Origin of the sequence: Alishewanella agri BL06 (genome assembly GCF_000272005.1) — a bacterium.
In the GTDB taxonomy this organism is placed as follows: Bacteria; Pseudomonadota; Gammaproteobacteria; order Enterobacterales; family Alteromonadaceae; genus Alishewanella; species Alishewanella agri.
In genome coordinates this window covers 346479-365977 of record NZ_AKKU01000011.1, presented here as the reverse complement: position 1 = coordinate 365977, position 19499 = coordinate 346479, and the positions used below count along the sequence as shown (strand labels likewise).

Genomic DNA, 19499 nt, shown 5'->3' with positions numbered 1-19499 from the left:
AAGCTTGGAACAACAGTTAGCACTGCCTGCGGTGGCAGCTAGAGACCATATTATGCCAGTAAAAACAATGAACCTAAGCCCAGGAACGCAAAAAAACCAACCACATCAGTGACCGTAGTGAGGATCACTGAACCAGACAGGGCGGGGTCGATATTCAGTTTGTCTAACCAGCGTGGTATGTAAACGCCGGATACCGCTGCAATCACAATATTAATCACGATAGCGGCGCCGATAATACCGCCAATCAGCCAATCACCAAACCAGAAGTAGGTAATGATGGCAATGACCACTGACCAGAGCACACCGTTTAACGCTGCTACGCCCATTTCTTTACGCAGCAGCGCCATATAGGTTTGTTCGGTAATCTGCTCCAGTGCCAGGCCCCGAATCATCAGCGTTAGCGTTTGGCTACCGGCAATCCCGCCCATACTGGCGACAATCGGCATCAGTACAGCTAAGGCAACCACTTGCTGTAAGGTGGCTTCAAACAGGCCGATGGTCCAGGCTGCCAGAAATGCTGTCAGCAGATTAATACCAAGCCAGAGTGCGCGGCGTTTAGCACTGATCATAATAGGGGCAAATAAGTCTTCTTCTTCGTCCAGACCGGCGGTATGCATAAACTGGCTTTCCAGGCTGCGACGGACATTTTCCAGCGCTTCACCAATCGAGAGTCTGCCCAATAACTTGCCGTCGCTGTCGACCACCGCCAGTGCGGTATAACCCGAGCGCGAGACAATATCTGAACCCTGATCCAGGTCCAGTTCACCCTCTACCACAGGTGCGTCATGATCGATCAGCAGATCGACCGGTAAATGCGTCGCTTGTCCCAGCAAACGGCTGGCCTGGATCTGGCCGGCATAGCGACCGGTGCGGTCAATCACAAACAGCGTATCCTGATATTCCGTATCATCCGGCAGGTTCTGAAATAATCGGATCGCATCCCGAACCCGGGCGTTTTTGTTAATTATCAGCAGGTCATGATCGGCATAGCGACCACATTGGTCTTCGTCATAGGTTAACGCAGTTTCTAACCAGCGCCTTTGACTGGCATCCAGCCGCGAGCAGGCATAATCATAAAGTCGGGTTGGTAGTTCATCCAGCAGTTCCAGTAGGGCATCAACGTCCATTTCCTCAACCAGGGTACGCAGTTGCTGGTCGTCCAATTGACGGAAAATATTTTCCCGGGCGTCGACCCGCATAGACATCAGCGCATCAATCTGATCGCTGACGGCCAGGCCAAGGTAGCAATTCAGGCGTTGTTCCAGCGGCATCGATTCCAATGCCAGTGCCAGCTCGGCCGGCTCCAGCTCGGTTAAGCGGGCCAGCAGTTGTTGCAGCTCATCTTCGTCAAAGCTGTCGCGGACAATCTCTTCCAGATCTAAATGCGGGTGGTCAACCATAAAGACTCCTGTACATCACTAGCAATTATTACCACCACTTTCTGAATTTAAACCACAGCAAGCTACCCACGCCAAGCGCTCCCATAATAAACAGCGTAATAAAGTAGCCGTTTTCTGCCTCTAATTCTGGCATATAGCGAAAATTCATGCCGTAGACACCCGCCAGAAAGGTCAGCGGAATAAAGATGCTACTCACGATGGTCAGCACTTTCATCCGCTCGTTAATTTGATGCGAGGTGGTAGAAAGATAGCCGTGTACTAAATCGCTTAATTGATCGTAGTACATTTCAGTCATGGAATGCAGACGTTCAAACTTTTCATAAAAATCGCGCAAGTCAGCCAGCGCAAAGTGTTTAAACAGCACATGCTGCTCTTCATACAATGCATCGGCAAAAATATCTTTCTGATACGCCAGATTACGCCGGACTTTACGTAGTACTGAGCGATAGCGCATCATCGTTGCCATGAGTTCATCATTGCCTTTGTGCAGCATCCGATCTTCAATCTCGCTCAGCTCATCTTCAAAACTGAGTAGCTTGCCCAGATAACTGGCAGAGACCGCTACCAGCAGCTGTTTAACCCAATCGCTGAGTTGATTACTGCTCAGCATACCCAGTTGTGGTTGTAATTGTGCCAGCAAAGCGGGGTCCGGGCTTTGCACCTTTGAAATCAACACCTCGCGTGAAAACAGCAGATTAACTTGGGCATGTTGGGTTACCTCGCTAAAGTCCGGATCGGCATAGCCGCGCAGGATTAACAACGCAAAGTCATGCTGTGCTTCAAATTTGGGTGGGTGTCGCTCGCGACTGAAGTCTTCTGCCATCGTCGGGGCAATCTGCAGATCCTGCAGCAATTGCTGTTCTTCCGCTGCTGTCGCGCTATGCAAATCCAACCATAAAGGGGGAGTATGCCGGGCGGTATCGGGCAGACGAGTAATATGCTGTTGCTGCCAGCCACCTAACTCTGGATCATAGTAATGAAGTGTGATCATCCGTTACCCTCAGGCGCTGGTTGCCAGAACAACCAGCGCAATAGCATCAGTTAGTCGCCTTTGGCGGCAATATAGTCTCTGACCAGCTGCTCCAGCACGTCCAGTGGCACAGCACCGTTTTGCAATACGACGTTGTGAAACTCGCGGATATCAAAGCGTTCACCCAGTTCAGTTCTCGCCAGCTCGCGCAGTTCCAGCATTTTAATCATACCCACCATATAAGCGGTAGCCTGCCCCGGCATCACGATATAGCGCTCGATGGCTTTTTCCGCGTCTCCCTCCGGGTTAGGGGTGTTATCGACCAAATACTGAATCGCCTGTTCGCGACTCCATTTTTTAGCGTGAATACCGGTATCGACTACCAGACGGGCAGCGCGCCATAATTCCATCGCCAACCGGCCAAAATCAGAGTAGGGGTCCTGATAAAGGCCAATTTCTTTTGGTAGCAACTCAGAATACAGGCCCCAACCCTCAATATAAGCAGTGGCACCACCAAAGCGGCGGAATTTCGGAATACCCTCCAGTTCCTGCGCAATGGCCAGCTGCATATGGTGGCCCGGAATACCTTCATGATAGGCGAGGGCTTCCAACTGGTATTTAGGCATATCGCTCATGCGGTACAAATTAGCATAGTAAACACCGGGTCGGCTGCCATCCATTGAGGGGCGCTGATAAAAGGCTTTACCGGCGGTCTGCTCACGAAAGGGTTCAACAGCTTTGACGATCATCTCCGCCCTGGGCTTAACCAAAAACAGCTCATCCAACCTGGTACGCATATCGTCAATCACTGCGGTGGCCTCAGCCAGATAAGCCGCGCGGCCTTCTTCAGTATCCGGATAATAAAACTGTGGTGCCTCGCGCATAAACACAAAAAACTCGGCCAGATCGCCGGCAAAGCCGACCTGTTGCATAATTTGCCGCATCTCGCTATGAATACGCTCGACCTGTTGCAGCCCAAGCTGATGGATCTGCTCAGCACTGTAATCGGTGGTGGTCATCCGGGCCAGCCGATTCTGATAAAAGGCGGCGCCTTCCGGAAAGCGCCAGACGCCATCATCGGTACCGGCTTGCTGCTCTAACTGCTGTAAAAAGCTGATCAGACTGCGATAGGCCGGCCCAACACTGGTAATCAGTGCCACTCTGGCTTCATCCAGCAACAACTTTTGCTCGTGCTCTGATAACGGCAGCGCCGAAACTTTGGCACTAAAGTCTGCCAGTAGGGTACTGTCGCCTTGTTCTGAAAAGGGCGCGCCTTGTAGCAGGTTTTCGCTGGCTGAATACAGATGCGGAAATACAAACTTCGGCACTATGATACCGGCTTCGGCACTTTGCGTGAGCAGTTGCTGTAACTGGCGGAATAATTCCGGCACGGCATTTAAACGGGCAATATAAGCCTTGGCATCGTCAACAGAGTCAATTTTATGTTGGTTGATTAATAGTGCTGGCACCTGTGAATGCACGCCAAACATCTGATTTACCGGATAGCTGTACAGACGCCAGCGTGCATCGTCCAGCATTTCCTGCAGCTGCTTCTGCATTAACTGATAACTTAAGCGGGTTTGTTTATCCAGGGCGGCAACATCAATACCTTCCAGTAAGGCCAGATGCTGACGGGTAAGGGCCAGCTCTGCCTCAAACGCGGCATCAGACAGGTCCTGCCATTTATCATAGTCATCTTTAATACCCAGGCTGGTTTGTAATACCGGATTACGCTGCACCCGCTCATTAAAGATTTGCTCAAACAGGGCATTGGCGCGTTCATTTTGATCAACTTGCTGGACTGATGCGGCGGGAACGACTGCTGAAGGCTCAGCCGTCTTCGGGCCACAGGCGCTGAGCAGTAAGCTACTTAGCAGCAGCGGCAAGGCCGCGGTTTTCAGGGGAAAATGTTGTCGCATAACAGACCTCTGTTTGGTTATTTAAATAAAGAGTGTCAGTAAATCATTCAGATAGCGGGCACCTTTGGCTGTAATTTGCCAATGCTGCGGGCTTACTGTAATCAGTTGTTTTTGCTCGGCTTCTGCCAAAGGCGCGCTGATGCTAGCCAAGGGTAAACCGGTCAGAGCGCTAAAGTCACTGATTGGGCAGGGCTCCAGTAAGCGAAAGCGGTTCATAAAAAATTCAAAGGGCCGATCTTCCGGCTCAACCTGAGTACGCTCGTCCAGATAACCACGGCTTAAATCCATATAGCCTTTCGGATGTTTAATTTTCACCGTACGCAGAATACTGTTGCGGCTAGGCAGGGTAATTTTGCCGTGAGCGCCACAACCAATACCCAGATAGTCGCCATAGCGCCAGTAATTCAGGTTATGCCGGCACTGATGACCGGCTTGGCTGTAGGCTGAAGTTTCATATTGTTGATAACCGGCTGCAGCCAGCAGCTCAGCACCCTGCTGCTGGATATCCCATAACAACTCATCCTCGGGTAACACCGGTGGCCGGCTGGCAAAGGCGGTATTCGGCTCAATCGTTAGCTGATACCAGGACAAATGCGGAGGATTAAGAGCAATAGCTTGCTGCAAATCCGCTAATGCGCCCTCCAGTGTTTGACCGGGCAAGCCATGCATCAGGTCCAGATTAAAACTAGATAGTGGCAGGGTAGCAGCCAGCCGCGCCGCGGCTTTGGCTTCTTCGGCATTATGAATGCGTCCCAAAGCTTTTAGTTGTTCGCTTTGAAAGCTCTGCACACCGATTGAGAAACGGGTCACACCGCCGGCAACATAGCCAGCAAAGCGCTCTGCTTCGAAGGTGCCCGGATTGGCCTCCATTGTCACTTCTAAATCCGCAGCGACAGGGAGCCGCAGTTTTACCCCTTCGAGAATTTGGGTGATACCGGCGGCGCTAAACACACTGGGCGTACCGCCGCCGATAAAAATACTACTAAGCTGACGGCCAGCAACCAGTGGCAGATCCTGATCTAAATCGGCCAGCAGGTGGGCAATATATTCCTGCTCCGGGATCCCTTGTTTTACCGCATGGGAATTAAAATCACAGTAAGGACATTTCTGGATACACCAGGGAATATGGATATAAAGTGATAGCGGCGGCAGGCTTAAACTCAAAGCGCGCGCTCCTTAACCTGCAGCGCGGCAACCAGTTGTCGCAGGGCCTGGCCGCGATGGCTCAGCTGTTGCTTTTCTGCTTTGCTCAGTTCAGCTGCGGTTTTGCCAAGTTCAGGCAGATAAAACACCGGATCATAACCAAAGCCACCACTACCGCTTTGCGACAACGCGATTTCGCCTTGCCAGCTAGCATGACAAATTAGTGGGGTCGGATCCGCTGCATGCTGCAAATATACCAGCACACAATGAAAAGCCGCCTGACGTTGGCTGGCCGGAACACTGTTCATGGTTTGCAATAACTTATCAATATTAGCCTGATCGCCGGCACCAACACCGGCATAGCGCGCTGAGTAGATACCAGGCGCGCCGCCCAGAGCAGCAACGGCGAGACCTGAATCATCGGCAATCGCCGGTAAGCCGGTGATTTGTGCTGCATGGCGGGCCTTTAACAGCGCATTTTCGACAAAGGTCAGGCCGGTTTCATCGGCATCACTAACCCCAAGTACGGTTTGCGGCACAATGTCCAGCGCAAAGGGCGTCAGCATGGCCGACAGTTCTGCGACTTTGCCGGCATTACCGGTGGCCAATACCACGTTTTGCATCAGCAGGTCCTATTCGGTATAGAGTTTCTGGTCAAAGTTCAGTTGCTGGCGCTGATTACCCTGGCGGATATCCAGGCTAAAGCGGAACTGCTCTTCGTTACGAAATGGCATCACCGCGATGTAGTAAATGGCGTCACCGTCCTTAATTTCGCGAAAAGTCAACTCACGTTGCTGACCCAGCAGGTTACGGGCAATACCACTGATCACCACTTGTTGCGCTTGCTGGCTTTGGCTATCCAATACCGAAATATTAATAATGGCATTAGTTTTATTACGGCTCAGGTTAGCCGCTCGGGCGACGTCTGGCGTTAAAAAGGTGGAGTTAAAGGCAATATAATGGATATCCCAGTTACCGAGCGTTTTTTTCTGCTCCGCCTGCGCGGGTTGCATTAAAAACACGGCCAGTATCATTACCCCTTTGAGCATTAAGCTTAATTTTCTCATGATGGACTCCGATTAAACCAATCTAAACCAGTCAGCCAGCAAAATATTAATAAACTGCAGCGCAATCAGTACAAATAATACCGACAAATCCAGGCCACCGAGGGGCGGAATAATACGGCGTACCGGCGCTAAAAAAGGTTCTGTTAGCTGATGAAACACCTGTTCCAGTGGGTTACGGCCCTGGCTAAACCAACTCATAATGGCGCGGATCACCAGTACCCAGAACAACAAATTCAAGGCTTCTTTGAACAGCAACAAAGCACCCAAAATAAAACTTACCCCCAGATTTAGCTCTGGCGAAAACACCAGCTGTAATACAATATATTTCGCTGTCGCAATCAAGTAAGCAAGCAATAAGGTGGCGGTGTCCAGCTGGCCGAGGCTTGGGATAACTTTACGCAGTGGCAGCACCAAAGGGTTGGTGGCTTTTACCACAAACTGACTGAATGGATTATAGAAATCAGCACGGGCCAGCTGTAACCATAAACGCAACATCACCACCATTAAATAGAGCGTAAAAGCGGTATTAATCAGAAAAATTACGGCGTTCATCTGTCTGCTCCCAATTTAAAGCGTCTTGGCCATGGCCTCAGCGCGCGCAATTGCCGCTTGCATGGCGTTGGCTACCATTTGTTCTAAGCCCTGCTCGCTAAAGGTGGTGACCGCTTCATGGGTGGTGCCGCCTTTGGACGTAACCTGAGCCCGTAACTCGGCAAAGCTGTGTTCGCTTTGTAATGCCATCGTTGCGGCACCTAACGCAGTTTGTGCCACCATGGCTTTAGCTTCAGTACTGTTAAACCCCAATTCTTCAGCTTTTTGTTGCATCGCCTGCATAAAGTAAAAGAAGTAGGCGGGAGCACTGCCGGTCACAGCAATAATATGATTAATTTGTGCTTCCTGTTCCAGCCACACCCGCATCCCGGTGCCGCTGAAGATATGGTCAACAAAGGCCCTTTCATAATTAGAGCAACGGCTGGGGAACAAACCGGTTACACCTAAACCGACCAGCGAGGGCGTATTGGGCATGGCCCGGACTAACCGGATTTCACCCAGCCAGGCCTCATAACGTGCTACCGGTAAGCCGGCAGCCAGCGTAACAAACAATTTTTCCTGGCATTCTGGTACTTCTGCCAGTAACTGTTCACACACCTGTTGCATCATCTGCGGCTTAACCGCCAGTATAATTACGTCGGCCCAGCGCGCCGCTTCACTATTACTTAAACTGGTGGTAATCGCAAAATCTGCCTGCAGAGCTAATAGTTTCGGTTCGCTACGATTAGCGGCCATAATATTTTCAGCCGGATAACCGGCCTTAACCATAGCTGCAATGACACAACGTGCCATATTTCCTGCGCCGATAAAGGCTACCCTATTATCATTCATGCTTGTCATAATTCCTTGCGCCAAAAATTGCGGTACCTAATCTTATCATAGTTGCACCATATCGCAGAGCCAGTGGCCAGTCATCTGACATTCCCATAGATAATTCAATAGCTTGTGGATAAAGTTGCTGTAACTGCTGGGATAACTGCTGCATCGCAGCAAAATCCTGCTCCAGGTTTTTACCCTGTGCCTCCGGGATCGCCATCAAACCACAGAGTTGTAATCCGGGCAGGCTTGCCACAGCCGCTGCCAGCGAGAGCATTTCAGCCGGCGCAATACCGGCTTTTGAAGTTTCGGCGCTGATATTTATTTGTAACAACACCTTTAATGGTGGCAGCTGCGGCGGGCGTTGTTCCGACAAGCGACGGGCGATTTTCTCCCGGTCGATGCTGTGCACCCAGCTGGCGGTTTCTGCGACTAATTTGGTCTTGTTTGACTGCAGCGGGCCGATAAAGTGCCATTCTAACTCACCCAAATGGGTTAGTTCTGCGGCTTTACTGGCCAGTTCCTGCGGATAATTCTCGCCGAACTGACGTTGACCTGCAGCAAAGGCGGCGACAATGTCGGCCACCGGTTTGGTTTTGCTCACCGCAATCAACCTTGGCTGCGGCCAGCTTGCGGGGCGGCTTTCACTGAATTTGTGCAGTTGCTGATAGGCGAGGGCCAGTTGTTCTGCTATGTTATTCATCATAAATAGGTAAGTTGGAGTTGCTGGTTGTGGATATTACCGAATTATTAGCCTTTAGTGTGGAACATAAAGCGTCAGATTTGCACCTTTCTGCCGGTGTACCGCCGTTAATCCGCGTCGACGGTGATGTGCGGAAACTCAATATTCCGCCACTGAATCATAAAGAAGTGCACGCACTGGTTTATGAAATTATGACTGACAAACAGCGTAAAGAGTACGAAGAGCGGCTCGAATCGGATTTTTCTTTTGAAATTCCGAATTTAGCGCGTTTCCGGGTCAATGCCTTTGTGCAAAACCGTGGTGCAGCTGCCGTCTTCCGTACCATTCCCAGCGAGGTGCTGACCTTAGACGATTTGGGCGCGCCGGATATCTTTAAAACCATCGCCGAGAACCCGCGTGGTTTAGTCCTGGTTACCGGGCCAACCGGCTCGGGTAAGAGTACCACTCTGGCGGCAATGATTGACTATATCAACAGCAGCCGTTTTGATCATATTCTGACCATTGAAGATCCGATCGAATTCGTACACAGCAACAAACTCAGCCTGATCAACCAACGGGAAGTACATCGTGACACCCATAGCTTCAGTAATGCGTTGCGCTCAGCCCTGCGCGAAGATCCGGATGTGATCCTGGTCGGTGAGTTGCGGGACTTAGAAACCATTCGCCTCGCGATGACTGCCGCCGAAACCGGTCACTTAGTCTTTGGTACTCTGCACACCACCTCAGCACCAAAAACCATCGACCGGATTATCGACGTCTTCCCGGGTGAGGAGAAAGATATGGTGCGCTCGATGTTATCGGAATCGCTCAGAGCCGTTATCTCGCAAACACTGCTGAAGAAAGTGGGGGGGGGCCGGATCGCTGCTCATGAAATTATGGTTGGCGTGCCAGCAATCCGAAATCTGATCCGTGAAGATAAAATTGCCCAAATGTATTCGGTGATTCAGACTGGCGCTGCTCATGGTATGCAGACCATGGACCAATGTTTAGTCAATCTGGTTAACCGCGGTTTGGTCACTCAAAAAGATGCTGCTGCCAAGGCGCAGGATAAGAATACCTTCGGTGCCATGGGCCGGTTTTAGAGGTAAGTATGCAGATCGTTAATTACATGAAAAAAATGGTCGAGCTTAAAGCGTCTGACCTCTTTGTTACCGCCGGTATGCCGGTGGCGGCAAAGATCAATGGTGAGTTAACACCTATTGATGATAAACCCTTGACCGAAATTGATTCGCTGGCGCTGGTATTGTCGGTGATGTCAGAAAAGCAACAGCACGAATTTAATACGCAAAAAGAGTGTAACTTCGCGATTCACAATGATGCCGGCCGCTTCCGGGTTTCGGCGTTTTGGCAGCGTGACAAAGCCGGCATGGTAATGCGGCGTATTGTTACCACCATTCCTAATGTGGAAGACTTGGGGCTGCCACCGATTTTAAAAGAAGTGATTATGTCCAAACGCGGCCTGGTGCTGTTTGTCGGTGGTACCGGTACCGGTAAATCGACCTCGCTGGCAGCACTGATTGGTTATCGCAATAAAAATGCCAAAGGTCATATTCTGACCATCGAAGATCCGATTGAATTTGTGCATGAACATGGTCGCAGCTTAATTACCCAGCGCGAAGTGGGGATTGATACTGAGTCTTTTGATGCCGCGTTGAAGAGTTCACTGCGCCAGGCACCGGATGTGATCCTGATTGGTGAGATCCGCTCGCAGGAAACCATGGAATTTGCGTTATCCTTTGCCGAGACGGGTCACCTTTGTATCGCCACCTTGCACGCCAACAATGCTAACCAGGCGATAGACCGTATTATGCACCTGGTACCGAAAGAGATGCATGATAAGTTGTTATTCGATTTATCGTTAAACTTACGTGGTATTGTTGCCCAGCAATTGATCCCGACAGCAGATGGCCACGGCCGGGTGGCAGCAATTGAAGTCCTGTTGAATACGCCCTTTGTTGCCGACCTGATTAGCAAAGGCGAGATTGGTGAAATTAAAGCAGTTATGACGAAATCGCGCGAGCTGGGGATGCAAACCTTCGATCAGGCACTGTACGACCTGTATCAACGGGGCACCATCAGCTATACCGATGCTATCCACCATGCTGACTCGCCAAATGATCTGCGTCTGATGATCAAATTACGCAATAATGAAGTGAAAGGTTCGGGCTTTTTATCGGGTGTCACCCTCGACGGCTTGGATAAAGACTAACGGAGTCTGACATGTCATTACTGGCGATTATGACGCCCAGAACCCGGTTATTAACCACTTCCGGTGATGCTAATCTGGCGTCACTGCGTTCGGTGTTCAGTCAGGCCCGGTTCCAGCATGTCCCGGTGGTCGATAGTATGGATCGGGTGGTTGGTATTGTCTCGGTGAAAGATTATTTCAAAGAGCTGAGCCCGCTGATGGAGGCGGCCGGTGAACAGGCTATTGGCCTGATGATGCGTACCCGTAAAGTGCATCAGGTCATGTCAACCCCCGTTATTACTGTGCTGCCGGACACCAGTGTGCGACAGGCGGCGAGCCTGTTAGTGGAAAATAATATCAGTTGCTTACTGGTGGCAGATCCACAGCAGCGTTTGCTAGGGTTGGTATCCTGGAAAGATCTGATGAAGGCCGCACTGCTGGCAAAACCAGGGAAACCGGCTCAGCCACCGCCATAGCGCTGCTGAAGAATCAATACCCGCTCGATATAGGCGGTGGTCTCCGGATAAGGGGGGACACCGCCAAAGCGTTTTACCGCGCCCGGACCGGCATTATAAGCGGCTAATGCCAGGCGCAGATCGCCATCAAAACTATCGATAAGTTGCTGCAGATAGCGGCTACCGCCGCGGATATTTTGCTCCGGTTGGCTTGGATCAGCGACCCCCAGCATACTGGCGGTTTGTGGCATCAGTTGCATCAGACCTTGTGCGCCGCGCCGCGAGACGGCTTGTGGATTAAAGGCCGACTCGGCATGAATAACGGCGCGAATCAGCGCCGGATCTAATACCAGCTCGGAAGCGACCTGTTCAATCAGCCGGGCGAAGCGGCGTTGAAATAAGGGTGTTGTATGCCAGTCAATCGGTGAGCTTACCGCGCAGGCATAGCAATCGAAACGCAGCAATTCATATTGCTGATTGGCAGGCGGCCGGTCAGAAAACACAGCTGAACCATCTTCGCGCTGACTTTTATAAACCAGGATCTGTGGTGCGGTATTTTTGGTCTCAGGCAAAGCCTGCCTTTGCGGACTTAACCGCTGCACGGGTTTGCTGTCATCGGCGATTACTGGCTGTGCCAGTAATAATAACAGCAGGGGGATCCACTTAAGATTGCCAGTCAAGCCGCTCTTTCCTTAAAGACTCCGTTTTAAGCGGGCTGCCTGATAACGCAGCAACCCCGCCACGCCAATAATAATGACAGGAATGGCGATACTTTGCCAGCGTCCGACGTTAAGCTCAGGCCACCAGTATTGCAGGCTGCTTAGCAGTTTTATGGCTAACTGTACCGCGTAATAGCTGATCGCAACCAGCGAAAAGCCTTCCACCATTTGCTGCAACTTCAGTTGCAGTTTGGCTTTCTGTTCCATTGAGCTTAGCAATTGCTGATTCTGTTGCTCCAGTTTCAGATTAAGCCGGGTGCGTAATAACTCCGTACAACGCCCCAGCCGGCTGGACAGCAGCTGCTGCCGCCGCTGCACTGCCTCACTGGTACGATACGCCGGGGTGAGGCGCTTTTCGGTAAAGTCCTGTAATGACAGATGATCCGCGAGCGGACTTTCCTGCAGTGCCTTTAATCGATCCAACGTCAGCTGATAGTAAGCCGCCGTCGCCTGTAAGCGGTTGCTATTTTCGGCGATCAGTCGCTCGGTGGCCGCGGCCAAACCGGTAATATCATGCAGTAACTGTTCATCACTGCGTTGTTGCAGCTCAATACTCTGGGTTAAACCAGCCAGTTGTAATTCGAGCTCGCTCAGCTGCTGCAGGCTCTGGCGAGCCAGTGGCCAACCCAGCAGCGATAGCTTACGGTAGTTACCCAGGTCGAACAGTTGTTGCGCCAGCCGGCCGAGTGCGTCGCCGGTCAAACCTTTACTTAGTAGCAGCATCCGACCGGCGCCTTCAGCATGCTTCTGGAAATCAGTCCAGATCCGTGCCTGGCCGCCGGCTAACTCACTGCTGATACAGTTATCGGCATTAAAGCTTTGCCGGATTAAGGTGTCCGCCGGTGACTGCTCTGCGGTTAAAATCGTTAATTGCACAATCCGGAAGATTTGTCCCGGTAGCTCGCTGAACCAGTCACGGCTGGGTAAAAAACTCAGTGGATCATCAAACCAGGGCTCTGCGATGCCTGGGCGGATAAAGGTATAGCTGGAGAATTCGCCATGCCGCTCCCAGCGCAGCCATAAACCGTACAGTGGCAGCGTCAGATCCTGAGCATTATCACTGAGTTGTTTACCTTGCTGTTGCGCCAGTTGTTGCATTAGCGTCAACTCCACACTGCGTAATGCCGGGCTGACCGTCAGCATAAAGTGGCACAGCCGGCAGGGCGCGCTAATAGAGCCAAAGGTGCGCTGCTGTAATTCTTTATCCAGTACATCACGTAACGGGTGATTACGGCGGGATAAGCTTTCCATATTGCGCTCCGCTGTGACTGAGACTATCAGGTTAGTAGCAGGTAATGTGCCAGCTTGAATATTCTGCTGGCAGCTGATGACAAAGGCTTAACAGAACGATGAATTTACCAAGACAATGCTTCGGGAGAGAGAGGTTTTATTATTGCCTGTTTGCGCCAGAAGCAGGCATGTTGCCTGTTTTCGGTGCAATGCTTGAAAGCACAACACGCTTGCTTGGGAATGGCGTAAAATATCACTATTCCGGATCCGAACAAGGTCGTTATGCAAACCAACAAGGCGGTTTGGCTGGCTGTTGCCAGCGTACTCCTGGCAATGGTCACCATTCAAAGTGGGGCTTCGATTGCCAAGCAACTCTTTCCAGTAATTGGCCCTGAGGGCACCACAGCGCTGCGGGTCGGTTTTTCGGCTTTGATGCTATGGCTGGTATTCCGGCCCTGGCGGCAGCTACCGCAGGGGCGTGGCTGGCGCTCCGTGATCGTGTACGGCGCCTGCCTGGGTGGTATGAATTTGCTCTTTTATCTGGCTATCGCCCGTATTCCGCTGGGTATTGGTGTCGCTCTGGAATTTACCGGGCCCCTGGCAGTGGCACTGTTCTCTTCCAGGCGGAAACTGGATTTGCTCTGGGTGGCGTTAGCCTTGGGCGGGATCCTGCTGTTGCTGCCAGATATGACCAGTGTCGATGCGTTGGATCCGGTTGGGGTCATGTTAGCTTTGGCTGCCGGCGCCTGTTGGGCGGGGTATATTTTATTTGGCCAGCGCGCCGGTAATCTGGCCTCGGGCGGCATTACGGTTGCCCTAGGGATGACCGTGGCTGCGGCTTTTTTAGTGCCGATTGGTTTAGTTAGTGCCGGTAGCAGCTTATTTAGCTGGCAGGTTATTCCGCTGGCGATCGCAGTAGCGGCGCTGTCCAGTGCCTTACCTTATAGTCTGGAAATGGTGGCGTTAAAGGCGTTACCGGCAAAGAGTTTTAGTGTGTTAATGAGTTTAGAGCCGGCAATTGCCGCCCTGGCAGGGTTCTTATTGTTGGCTGAACTGCTCACACTGACCCAGTGGCTGGCTATTTTGCTGGTGATCAGCGCGTCTTTGGGCAGCACACTTAGTAAAAACTCCAAGCACTAAATCGGAATAACGAATTAAAGAAGGCGGCCGTAGCCGCCTTTGTCTCAGGTTATTGCTCAGTCACTTCTTTGTCTGGTTGCTGGCGATAGTCACGCGCCAACAACAGGTACATCGCCGGAACCACATAGAGCGTAAAAAAAGTGCCGATGGTCATACCGCTGGCAATCACTACGCCCATCGCATAGCGCGAGGCTGCACCGGCACCGGTGGCGACCAGTAGCGGGATCACCGCCAGCACGGTTGCCGCTGTGGTCATCAGAATCGGGCGTAGCCGCAGCGCGGTGGCCTCTTCAATGGCGTCACGCTTCGACTTACCCTCCTGTTGCAACTGGTTAGCGAATTCAACAATCAGAATACCGTGCTTGGCAATCAGACCGACCAGGGTCAGCAGACCGACCTGGGTGTAGATATTAATGCTGGTAAAACCCAGGCTGGTAAAGATCAGCGCGCCACAGACACTCATCGGTACCGTGACCATAATGATAATGGCGTTTTTGTACGATTCGAACTGGGCTGCCAGCACCAGGAAAATCACAATCAGGGCAAAGAAGAAGGTAATCACCAGTTGCTGACCTTCCTGCTTGTACTGCCGTGACTGACCGGCATAATCAATACTAAAGCCGGCTGGCATGACGTCAGCGGCAATATTATCCAACACCGCTAGGGCTTCACCTAAGGGCACACCCGGGCGTGGTACGCCGGAGATTTTTACCGCATTTAGCTGCTGAAAGCCGCGTAAGGCTTGGGGTTGTACCGATTCCTTCAGCGTCACCAGCGTGGATAGCGGGATCAGCTCGCCTTGCTGATTACGGGTATAGTAGTCCTTTAACTGCGCCGGATTCAGCCGCTCACTGCGCTCGATTTGCGGAATAACCCGGTACGAGCGGTTATCCAGTGCAAAGCGGCCAGCATCGGCACCGGCCAGTAACGAGCCTAAATCTGCCGCCAATTGCTGCATTGAGACGCCCATCAGCGCAGCTTTTTCGCGGTCGACCAGCACGGTTTGCTTCGGTTTGTCGATTTTTAAGTCACTATCAACAAAGATAAAGCGCCCCGATGCCATGGCCCGGCCCAGAATTTCTTGTGCCACTTCCTGTAAGGCAGCGAACGGTTGGGTTGAGCCAATCACAAACTCAATCGGCGTACCATCACCAGAAGAGGGCAGCGAAGGCGGTACCAGTGCAAAGGCGTTTAAGCCCGGAATACCGGCCAGATGCGGCTGAATATTTTGCTCCAGCACCTGAGCAGTAGTGCGCTCCCGCTGGTCCCAGGGCGCCAGCACAAAGCCGGCGATAGCAGTATTAGTGCCGCCCATACCATTGATAATAAAGACGTTGCGGATCTCGGGTGCTTGTGCCGGTAATTTATTCAGTTCAGCGGTGTTGCGCTCCAGATAATCCAGGGTAGCGTAACTGTCTGCACTAAGAATTGAGAATACAAAGCCCTGATCTTCGGCAGGTTCCAGCTCGGACGGGCTGGTCACAAACAGAAAATAGCAGGACACCAGTACCACGGCGGCAAAGGTCAGCACTACCGGCATCGTGTTTAGCGTACTGTGTAATTGCCGCTGGTATGCGCTGCGCAATTTCTCAAAACGTGCATCCAGCCAGGCCTCCAGCGACTTTTCTTTTTTACCGTCAGTACTGTGTGGTTTCAGGATATAGGCACACATTACCGGTGACAGTGTCAGTGCGACCACCCCTGACAGGATCACCGAAGCGGCTAAGGTAAAGGCAAACTCAACAAAGAGTACGCCGGTTAAGCCGCCAACAAAACCAATCGGCAGGAATACCGCCACCAGTGTGGTCGACATCGAGATAATCGGCCAGGCCAGTTGGCGTGCACCCATAATCGCAGCATCGATGCGGGAATGGCCTTCCTCGATAAAACGGTGCACGTTTTCCAGCATAATGATCGCGTCGTCAACCACGATACCGATTGCCAGTACCATCGCCAGCAGCGTCAGCAGGTTAATTGAGAAACCCAGAATCCACATTAAGAAGAAAGTCCCCACCAGCGATACCGGTATCGCCACGGCCGGAATAATCACACTGCGCATCGAGCCTAAGAAGGCGTAAATCACCAGTACGACAATCACCAGCGCCAGCACAATTGAAATCACGACTTCATCGATAGCGTTTTCAATATATTCAGTGGAGTCATACGGAATATCGGCATCCAGCCCCTGTGGCAGCTGCGGGATAATATCGCGATCCCAAACTTTACGTACTTCGGCAATCACATCCAGCGCATTGGCATCCGGTGAAATTTCAATGCCCATAAAGGTGGCGGCCAAACCATTAAAGCTGACCGAGCTGTCATAACTTTCTGCACCCAGCTCAACGGTTGCCACATCGCGCAGCCTGACTACGGCAGCACCATCACTGCTGACAATCAGTTGTTCAAACTCAGCCGCTGAGCGTAAATCGGTTGCGGCATTTAAATCTACCGCCACCATCTGACCTTTAGTGCTACCCAAAGCGGCCAGTACGTTGTTTCCACGGAGTGCCGCACTGACGTCTGATCCGGTCAGGTTATAGGCAGCAAGCTTCACCGGATCCAGCCAAATTCGCATCGCGAAGGTGCGGGCACCCAGAATTTCGGCGCGTTGCACCCCCGGGATCGTCGCCAGCTGCGGCTCCACCACCCGTACCAGGTAGTCGGTGATCTGATTATTACCCAGCACTTCAGAGTAGAACGATAGATACATCGCGGCCACGTTCTGGCCAACTTTTAGTGAAATGACCGGGTCGCGGGCATTTTCCGGCAGTTCAGAGCGAATTTTATTCACCTGGGCCGCAATCTGAGTTAATGCCTCATTCGGATCATAGTCCAGGCGCAGATAAGCCTGAATCGTGCTGACTCCGGATACGGAGTTAGAAACCAGATAATCTATGCCTTCGGCCGCGGCAATTTCGCGCTCCAGTGGTGTGGTAATAAAGCCCTGGATTAGATCGGCATCAGCACCGACATAGACGGTACTAACCGTTACTACCGCATTTTTGATTTCCGGAAACTGCCGCACATTCATTTCGGAGATGGCGCGCAGGCCCAGCAGCAGGATCAGCAGACTGACCACGCTGGCCAGGATCGGCTTTTTAATAAAGATATCGGTAAAGCGCATACTGCAATCCTTACTGGTTAGCCGGTGTCGGGGTCAGCTCAGCACTGGGCTCAGCCTGACTGTTCTCAACGATATTTACCACGGCGCCATTGCGCAGTTTTAACAAGCCCGAGGTCGCGACCTGCTCACCCGGCTCCAGACCGGCTGTGACGGCAATTAAATCGCCGCGCGCTTCACCGGTGCGGATAAAACGCTGTTGTGCAACCTGTTGGCCATCCTGTTCGGTGATCACAAACACCGAGTTGCCATAAGGGTTAAACTGCACTGCGGTTTGTGGGATCAGGGTAACGGTATTGGGTTCACCGGTGGTCATACTGACGCGGGCAAACATACCCGGGCGCAATAACTGCTGCGGATTGGCAAAAGTAGCTTGCACTTCAATACTGCGGCTTGACTCGCGAATGCCCGGTGCGACGGCGGTGATTGCACCGTTAAACGCTTGTTCGCCATAAGCATCTACCCTTACCGTTAATGGTTTACCCACTTCAATCAGCGCCAGTTGCTGCTCAGGCAGAGTAAAGTTCAGATAAATCGGGTCCAGCGACTGCAAACTGACCACAGTCGTGCCGCCAGTCAGTAACTGCCCAAGACTGACCTGACGGATACCGGCCACACCATCAAAGGGCGCGTACAGCGATTTTTGCGCAATACGTGCCTGTTGTGAGGCGACAGCAGCGCTGGCCTGAGCGGCTTCACTTTCGCGCCGGCGCAGCTCCAGCTCCGATACTCCCTTATCGCGGAATAAACGCTCCAGGCGGCTTTGCTCCAGTTTGGCCAACTGCTCGGCAGCTTTTAACCGGGCAAGCTCAGCTTGGTCGACGCTATCGTCCAGTTGTACTAACAGTTCGCCTTTTTTAATTAACGCGCCGTTGTCGAAGCGAATGCTACTGATAATGCCGCTGGCTTCGGTGGTCAGTTCGGTGCTATTCACGGCAGCAAAGCTGCCGATAGCATTTACGGCCGGTTGCCACTGTGCCGCGCTGACCGTGCTGGCGGTTATCGCTGCCGGCGGCATGGGCATATTGTCGAAGAACTGATTCATAAAGTAATTACCGACGGCTTTGTAACCGAAAATACCGCCAAATAACACAGTAACGAGGATAAGCATAATAATCATACGCTTAAGCATGATATCTCCTTGCAAGGGCGCTGGCCCGATTAACGAAAGTAAAATCTATTCCACAGTGAGCTGACAAAACCCACTAAATAACGGTGCAACCTGTTGTCGTAACTGCTGTAACTGTGCGGCTAACGCCGCGGTGTCGTTTAAATCCTGTAACGGTTGCCACTGCATACCATTTAGTAGCAGGTGCATATGGCGATAGCGTTGCAATGGATCTTTATTCAAGCCAAAAGCGGCCAGTAAGCCGGAGGTTTGTTCCAGATTATGGCTCCCAGTGCACAGTGCCCAGGGGGCTATCGACAGCTCCAGAGCGGTACACTGATGATCTGGCAGCTCGCCGGCGGCCAGGGCGGCACCGACAATACCACTGACCAGCTCTGACAAAGGTTTGCTGTTATCCAGAATCATCTGGCGCCGGCTGGCGGAGGCATTTTCCCAAACTACCTCAGTAAAAACGTATTGCTCCAGCCTGGCGTGGCTGGGGTGATACTCCCGTGCCAGCTCTTCGGCAACGCAAAGCGCCAGGATCTTGTGGCGGTTACAAATTGCTAAAGCAGCGATCTGTTGAAACAATTTCAACTGGTTGCAGCCGTTGCGGGCTACCAGTGCTAACAATAAATCTTCTTTCGAGCTGAAATGCTGATACAGGGTACCGGTCGCGTACTCACAAGCTCTGGCCAGCGGCGCCATCTGTAATTGCAGGATGCCCTCACTGGCGATAAGTTGGGCTGCTTTATCCAAAAACAGTTGTTCTCTGTCGAAGCGTTGCCGCTCCTTACGTTCGTTAACCGTCATCTGATCAACCAGTTTTATGAAGGATGCGAAATTATGAACCAGATTCAAAAAATGAGCAAGGTTCAAGTTGAGTGCGAAAAAAATAAACCTTATTTGATCTGGCGCGCGTCGCAGCGGCCAATAATTCGCTATAACTAATACAGGCAATTAAGACG

General features: G+C 51.8%; 18 protein-coding genes. 4 read left to right on the top strand and 14 right to left on the bottom strand.

The genetic code is table 11. The features are described from left to right. Positions 1–50: 50 nt before the first annotated feature. Genes mgtE through AGRI_RS06170 form a run of 9 tightly spaced genes read right to left on the bottom strand, consistent with a single transcriptional unit; the run spans position 51 to position 8573 of the window. Complete coding sequence (gene mgtE, locus AGRI_RS06210; RefSeq protein ID WP_008984135.1) at positions 51–1400, bottom strand: magnesium transporter; 1350 nt, start codon at positions 1398–1400, stop codon at positions 51–53. Between the two features lie 28 nt (positions 1401–1428). Then, the gene (locus AGRI_RS06205) at positions 1429–2391 is read right to left on the bottom strand and encodes a magnesium transporter CorA family protein (protein WP_008984134.1); all 963 of its coding nucleotides are present in this window, start codon (positions 2389–2391) and stop codon (positions 1429–1431) included. A 50-nt stretch (positions 2392–2441) separates the two neighbouring features. Continuing rightward, positions 2442–4289 carry a DUF885 domain-containing protein gene (locus tag AGRI_RS06200; protein WP_008984133.1) on the bottom strand — a complete coding sequence of 616 codons (1848 nt, stop codon included), beginning with the start codon at positions 4287–4289 and terminating at the stop codon, positions 2442–2444. A gap of 21 nt (positions 4290–4310) precedes the next feature. Continuing rightward, entirely contained in the window at positions 4311–5453 is a 1143-nt protein-coding gene (gene hemW, locus AGRI_RS06195; protein ID WP_008984132.1) for a radical SAM family heme chaperone HemW, read from the bottom strand. Next, positions 5450–6055, bottom strand: a complete 606-nt coding sequence (gene rdgB, locus AGRI_RS06190) for an RdgB/HAM1 family non-canonical purine NTP pyrophosphatase (protein ID WP_008984131.1) — start codon at positions 6053–6055, stop codon at positions 5450–5452. Before rdgB ends, hemW begins: the two co-directional genes overlap by 4 nt. 9 nt (positions 6056–6064) lie before the next feature. After that, a complete protein-coding gene (locus AGRI_RS06185) occupies positions 6065–6499 on the bottom strand; it encodes a DUF4426 domain-containing protein (RefSeq protein ID WP_008984130.1) in 435 nt (144 codons plus the stop codon). A 12-nt stretch (positions 6500–6511) separates the two neighbouring features. Beyond that, positions 6512–7051, bottom strand: a complete 540-nt coding sequence (locus AGRI_RS06180; protein ID WP_008984129.1) for a YggT family protein — start codon at positions 7049–7051, stop codon at positions 6512–6514. Between the two features lie 15 nt (positions 7052–7066). Next, complete coding sequence (gene proC, locus AGRI_RS06175; protein WP_008984128.1) at positions 7067–7882, bottom strand: pyrroline-5-carboxylate reductase; 816 nt, start codon at positions 7880–7882, stop codon at positions 7067–7069. Next, positions 7875–8573 carry a YggS family pyridoxal phosphate-dependent enzyme gene (locus tag AGRI_RS06170; protein WP_008984127.1) on the bottom strand — a complete coding sequence of 233 codons (699 nt, stop codon included), beginning with the start codon at positions 8571–8573 and terminating at the stop codon, positions 7875–7877. Before AGRI_RS06170 ends, proC begins: the two co-directional genes overlap by 8 nt. Before the next feature lie 26 nt (positions 8574–8599). Between AGRI_RS06170 and AGRI_RS06165 the strand changes: the two genes are divergently transcribed. Genes AGRI_RS06165 through AGRI_RS06155 form a run of 3 tightly spaced genes read left to right on the top strand, consistent with a single transcriptional unit; the run spans position 8600 to position 11234 of the window. Further along, a complete protein-coding gene (locus tag AGRI_RS06165; protein WP_008984126.1) occupies positions 8600–9652 on the top strand; it encodes a type IV pilus twitching motility protein PilT in 1053 nt (350 codons plus the stop codon). An 8-nt stretch (positions 9653–9660) separates the two neighbouring features. Beyond that, positions 9661–10779, top strand: coding sequence for a PilT/PilU family type 4a pilus ATPase (locus AGRI_RS06160; RefSeq protein WP_008984125.1), 1119 nt, complete (start codon positions 9661–9663; stop codon positions 10777–10779). An 11-nt stretch (positions 10780–10790) separates the two neighbouring features. After that, the gene (locus AGRI_RS06155) at positions 10791–11234 is read left to right on the top strand and encodes a CBS domain-containing protein (protein ID WP_008984124.1); all 444 of its coding nucleotides are present in this window, start codon (positions 10791–10793) and stop codon (positions 11232–11234) included. Here AGRI_RS06155 and AGRI_RS06150 read toward each other — a convergent pair. Then, positions 11219–11893 (bottom strand): lytic transglycosylase domain-containing protein, encoded by a 675-nt coding sequence (locus tag AGRI_RS06150; protein ID WP_008984123.1) that lies wholly within the window; start codon positions 11891–11893, stop codon positions 11219–11221. The two genes, AGRI_RS06155 and AGRI_RS06150, sit on opposite strands and share 16 nt — an antisense overlap. Positions 11894–11905: 12 nt before the next feature. Continuing rightward, positions 11906–13183: a DUF3422 family protein gene (locus AGRI_RS06145; RefSeq protein WP_008984122.1), complete on the bottom strand. Its 1278-nt coding sequence runs from the start codon at positions 13181–13183 to the stop codon at positions 11906–11908. A 261-nt stretch (positions 13184–13444) separates the two neighbouring features. On the opposite strand from AGRI_RS06145, the gene AGRI_RS06140 reads away from it, so the two are divergent. Beyond that, a complete protein-coding gene (locus AGRI_RS06140) occupies positions 13445–14302 on the top strand; it encodes an EamA family transporter (protein WP_008984121.1) in 858 nt (285 codons plus the stop codon). Between the two features lie 49 nt (positions 14303–14351). Here the strand turns inward: AGRI_RS06140 and AGRI_RS06135 are convergent, their stop codons facing one another. The 3 genes from AGRI_RS06135 to AGRI_RS06125 are packed head-to-tail and all read right to left on the bottom strand — an operon-like array spanning position 14352 to position 19344. After that, entirely contained in the window at positions 14352–17426 is a 3075-nt protein-coding gene (locus AGRI_RS06135) for an efflux RND transporter permease subunit (RefSeq protein WP_008984120.1), read from the bottom strand. 10 nt (positions 17427–17436) lie between these two features. Beyond that, positions 17437–18555, bottom strand: coding sequence for an efflux RND transporter periplasmic adaptor subunit (locus tag AGRI_RS06130; RefSeq protein WP_008984119.1), 1119 nt, complete (start codon positions 18553–18555; stop codon positions 17437–17439). A 45-nt stretch (positions 18556–18600) separates the two neighbouring features. Then, the gene (locus AGRI_RS06125; RefSeq protein WP_008984118.1) at positions 18601–19344 is read right to left on the bottom strand and encodes a helix-turn-helix domain-containing protein; all 744 of its coding nucleotides are present in this window, start codon (positions 19342–19344) and stop codon (positions 18601–18603) included. Positions 19345–19499: the final 155 nt, after the last annotated feature.

Coding starts and splice junctions, on each gene's coding strand:
- AGRI_RS06160 (WP_008984125.1), top strand. CDS start 9,661: ATGCAGATCGTTAATTACATGAAAAAAATGGTCGAGCTTAAAGCGTCT.
- AGRI_RS06125 (WP_008984118.1), bottom strand. CDS start 19,344: ATGACGGTTAACGAACGTAAGGAGCGGCAACGCTTCGACAGAGAACAA.
- AGRI_RS06130 (WP_008984119.1), bottom strand. CDS start 18,555: ATGCTTAAGCGTATGATTATTATGCTTATCCTCGTTACTGTGTTATTT.
- rdgB (WP_008984131.1), bottom strand. CDS start 6,055: ATGCAAAACGTGGTATTGGCCACCGGTAATGCCGGCAAAGTCGCAGAA.
- AGRI_RS06180 (WP_008984129.1), bottom strand. CDS start 7,051: ATGAACGCCGTAATTTTTCTGATTAATACCGCTTTTACGCTCTATTTA.
- AGRI_RS06200 (WP_008984133.1), bottom strand. CDS start 4,289: ATGCGACAACATTTTCCCCTGAAAACCGCGGCCTTGCCGCTGCTGCTA.
- AGRI_RS06185 (WP_008984130.1), bottom strand. CDS start 6,499: ATGAGAAAATTAAGCTTAATGCTCAAAGGGGTAATGATACTGGCCGTG.
- proC (WP_008984128.1), bottom strand. CDS start 7,882: ATGAATGATAATAGGGTAGCCTTTATCGGCGCAGGAAATATGGCACGT.
- AGRI_RS06140 (WP_008984121.1), top strand. CDS start 13,445: ATGCAAACCAACAAGGCGGTTTGGCTGGCTGTTGCCAGCGTACTCCTG.
- mgtE (WP_008984135.1), bottom strand. CDS start 1,400: ATGGTTGACCACCCGCATTTAGATCTGGAAGAGATTGTCCGCGACAGC.
- AGRI_RS06135 (WP_008984120.1), bottom strand. CDS start 17,426: ATGCGCTTTACCGATATCTTTATTAAAAAGCCGATCCTGGCCAGCGTG.
- AGRI_RS06205 (WP_008984134.1), bottom strand. CDS start 2,391: ATGATCACACTTCATTACTATGATCCAGAGTTAGGTGGCTGGCAGCAA.
- AGRI_RS06170 (WP_008984127.1), bottom strand. CDS start 8,573: ATGATGAATAACATAGCAGAACAACTGGCCCTCGCCTATCAGCAACTG.
- AGRI_RS06155 (WP_008984124.1), top strand. CDS start 10,791: ATGTCATTACTGGCGATTATGACGCCCAGAACCCGGTTATTAACCACT.
- AGRI_RS06145 (WP_008984122.1), bottom strand. CDS start 13,183: ATGGAAAGCTTATCCCGCCGTAATCACCCGTTACGTGATGTACTGGAT.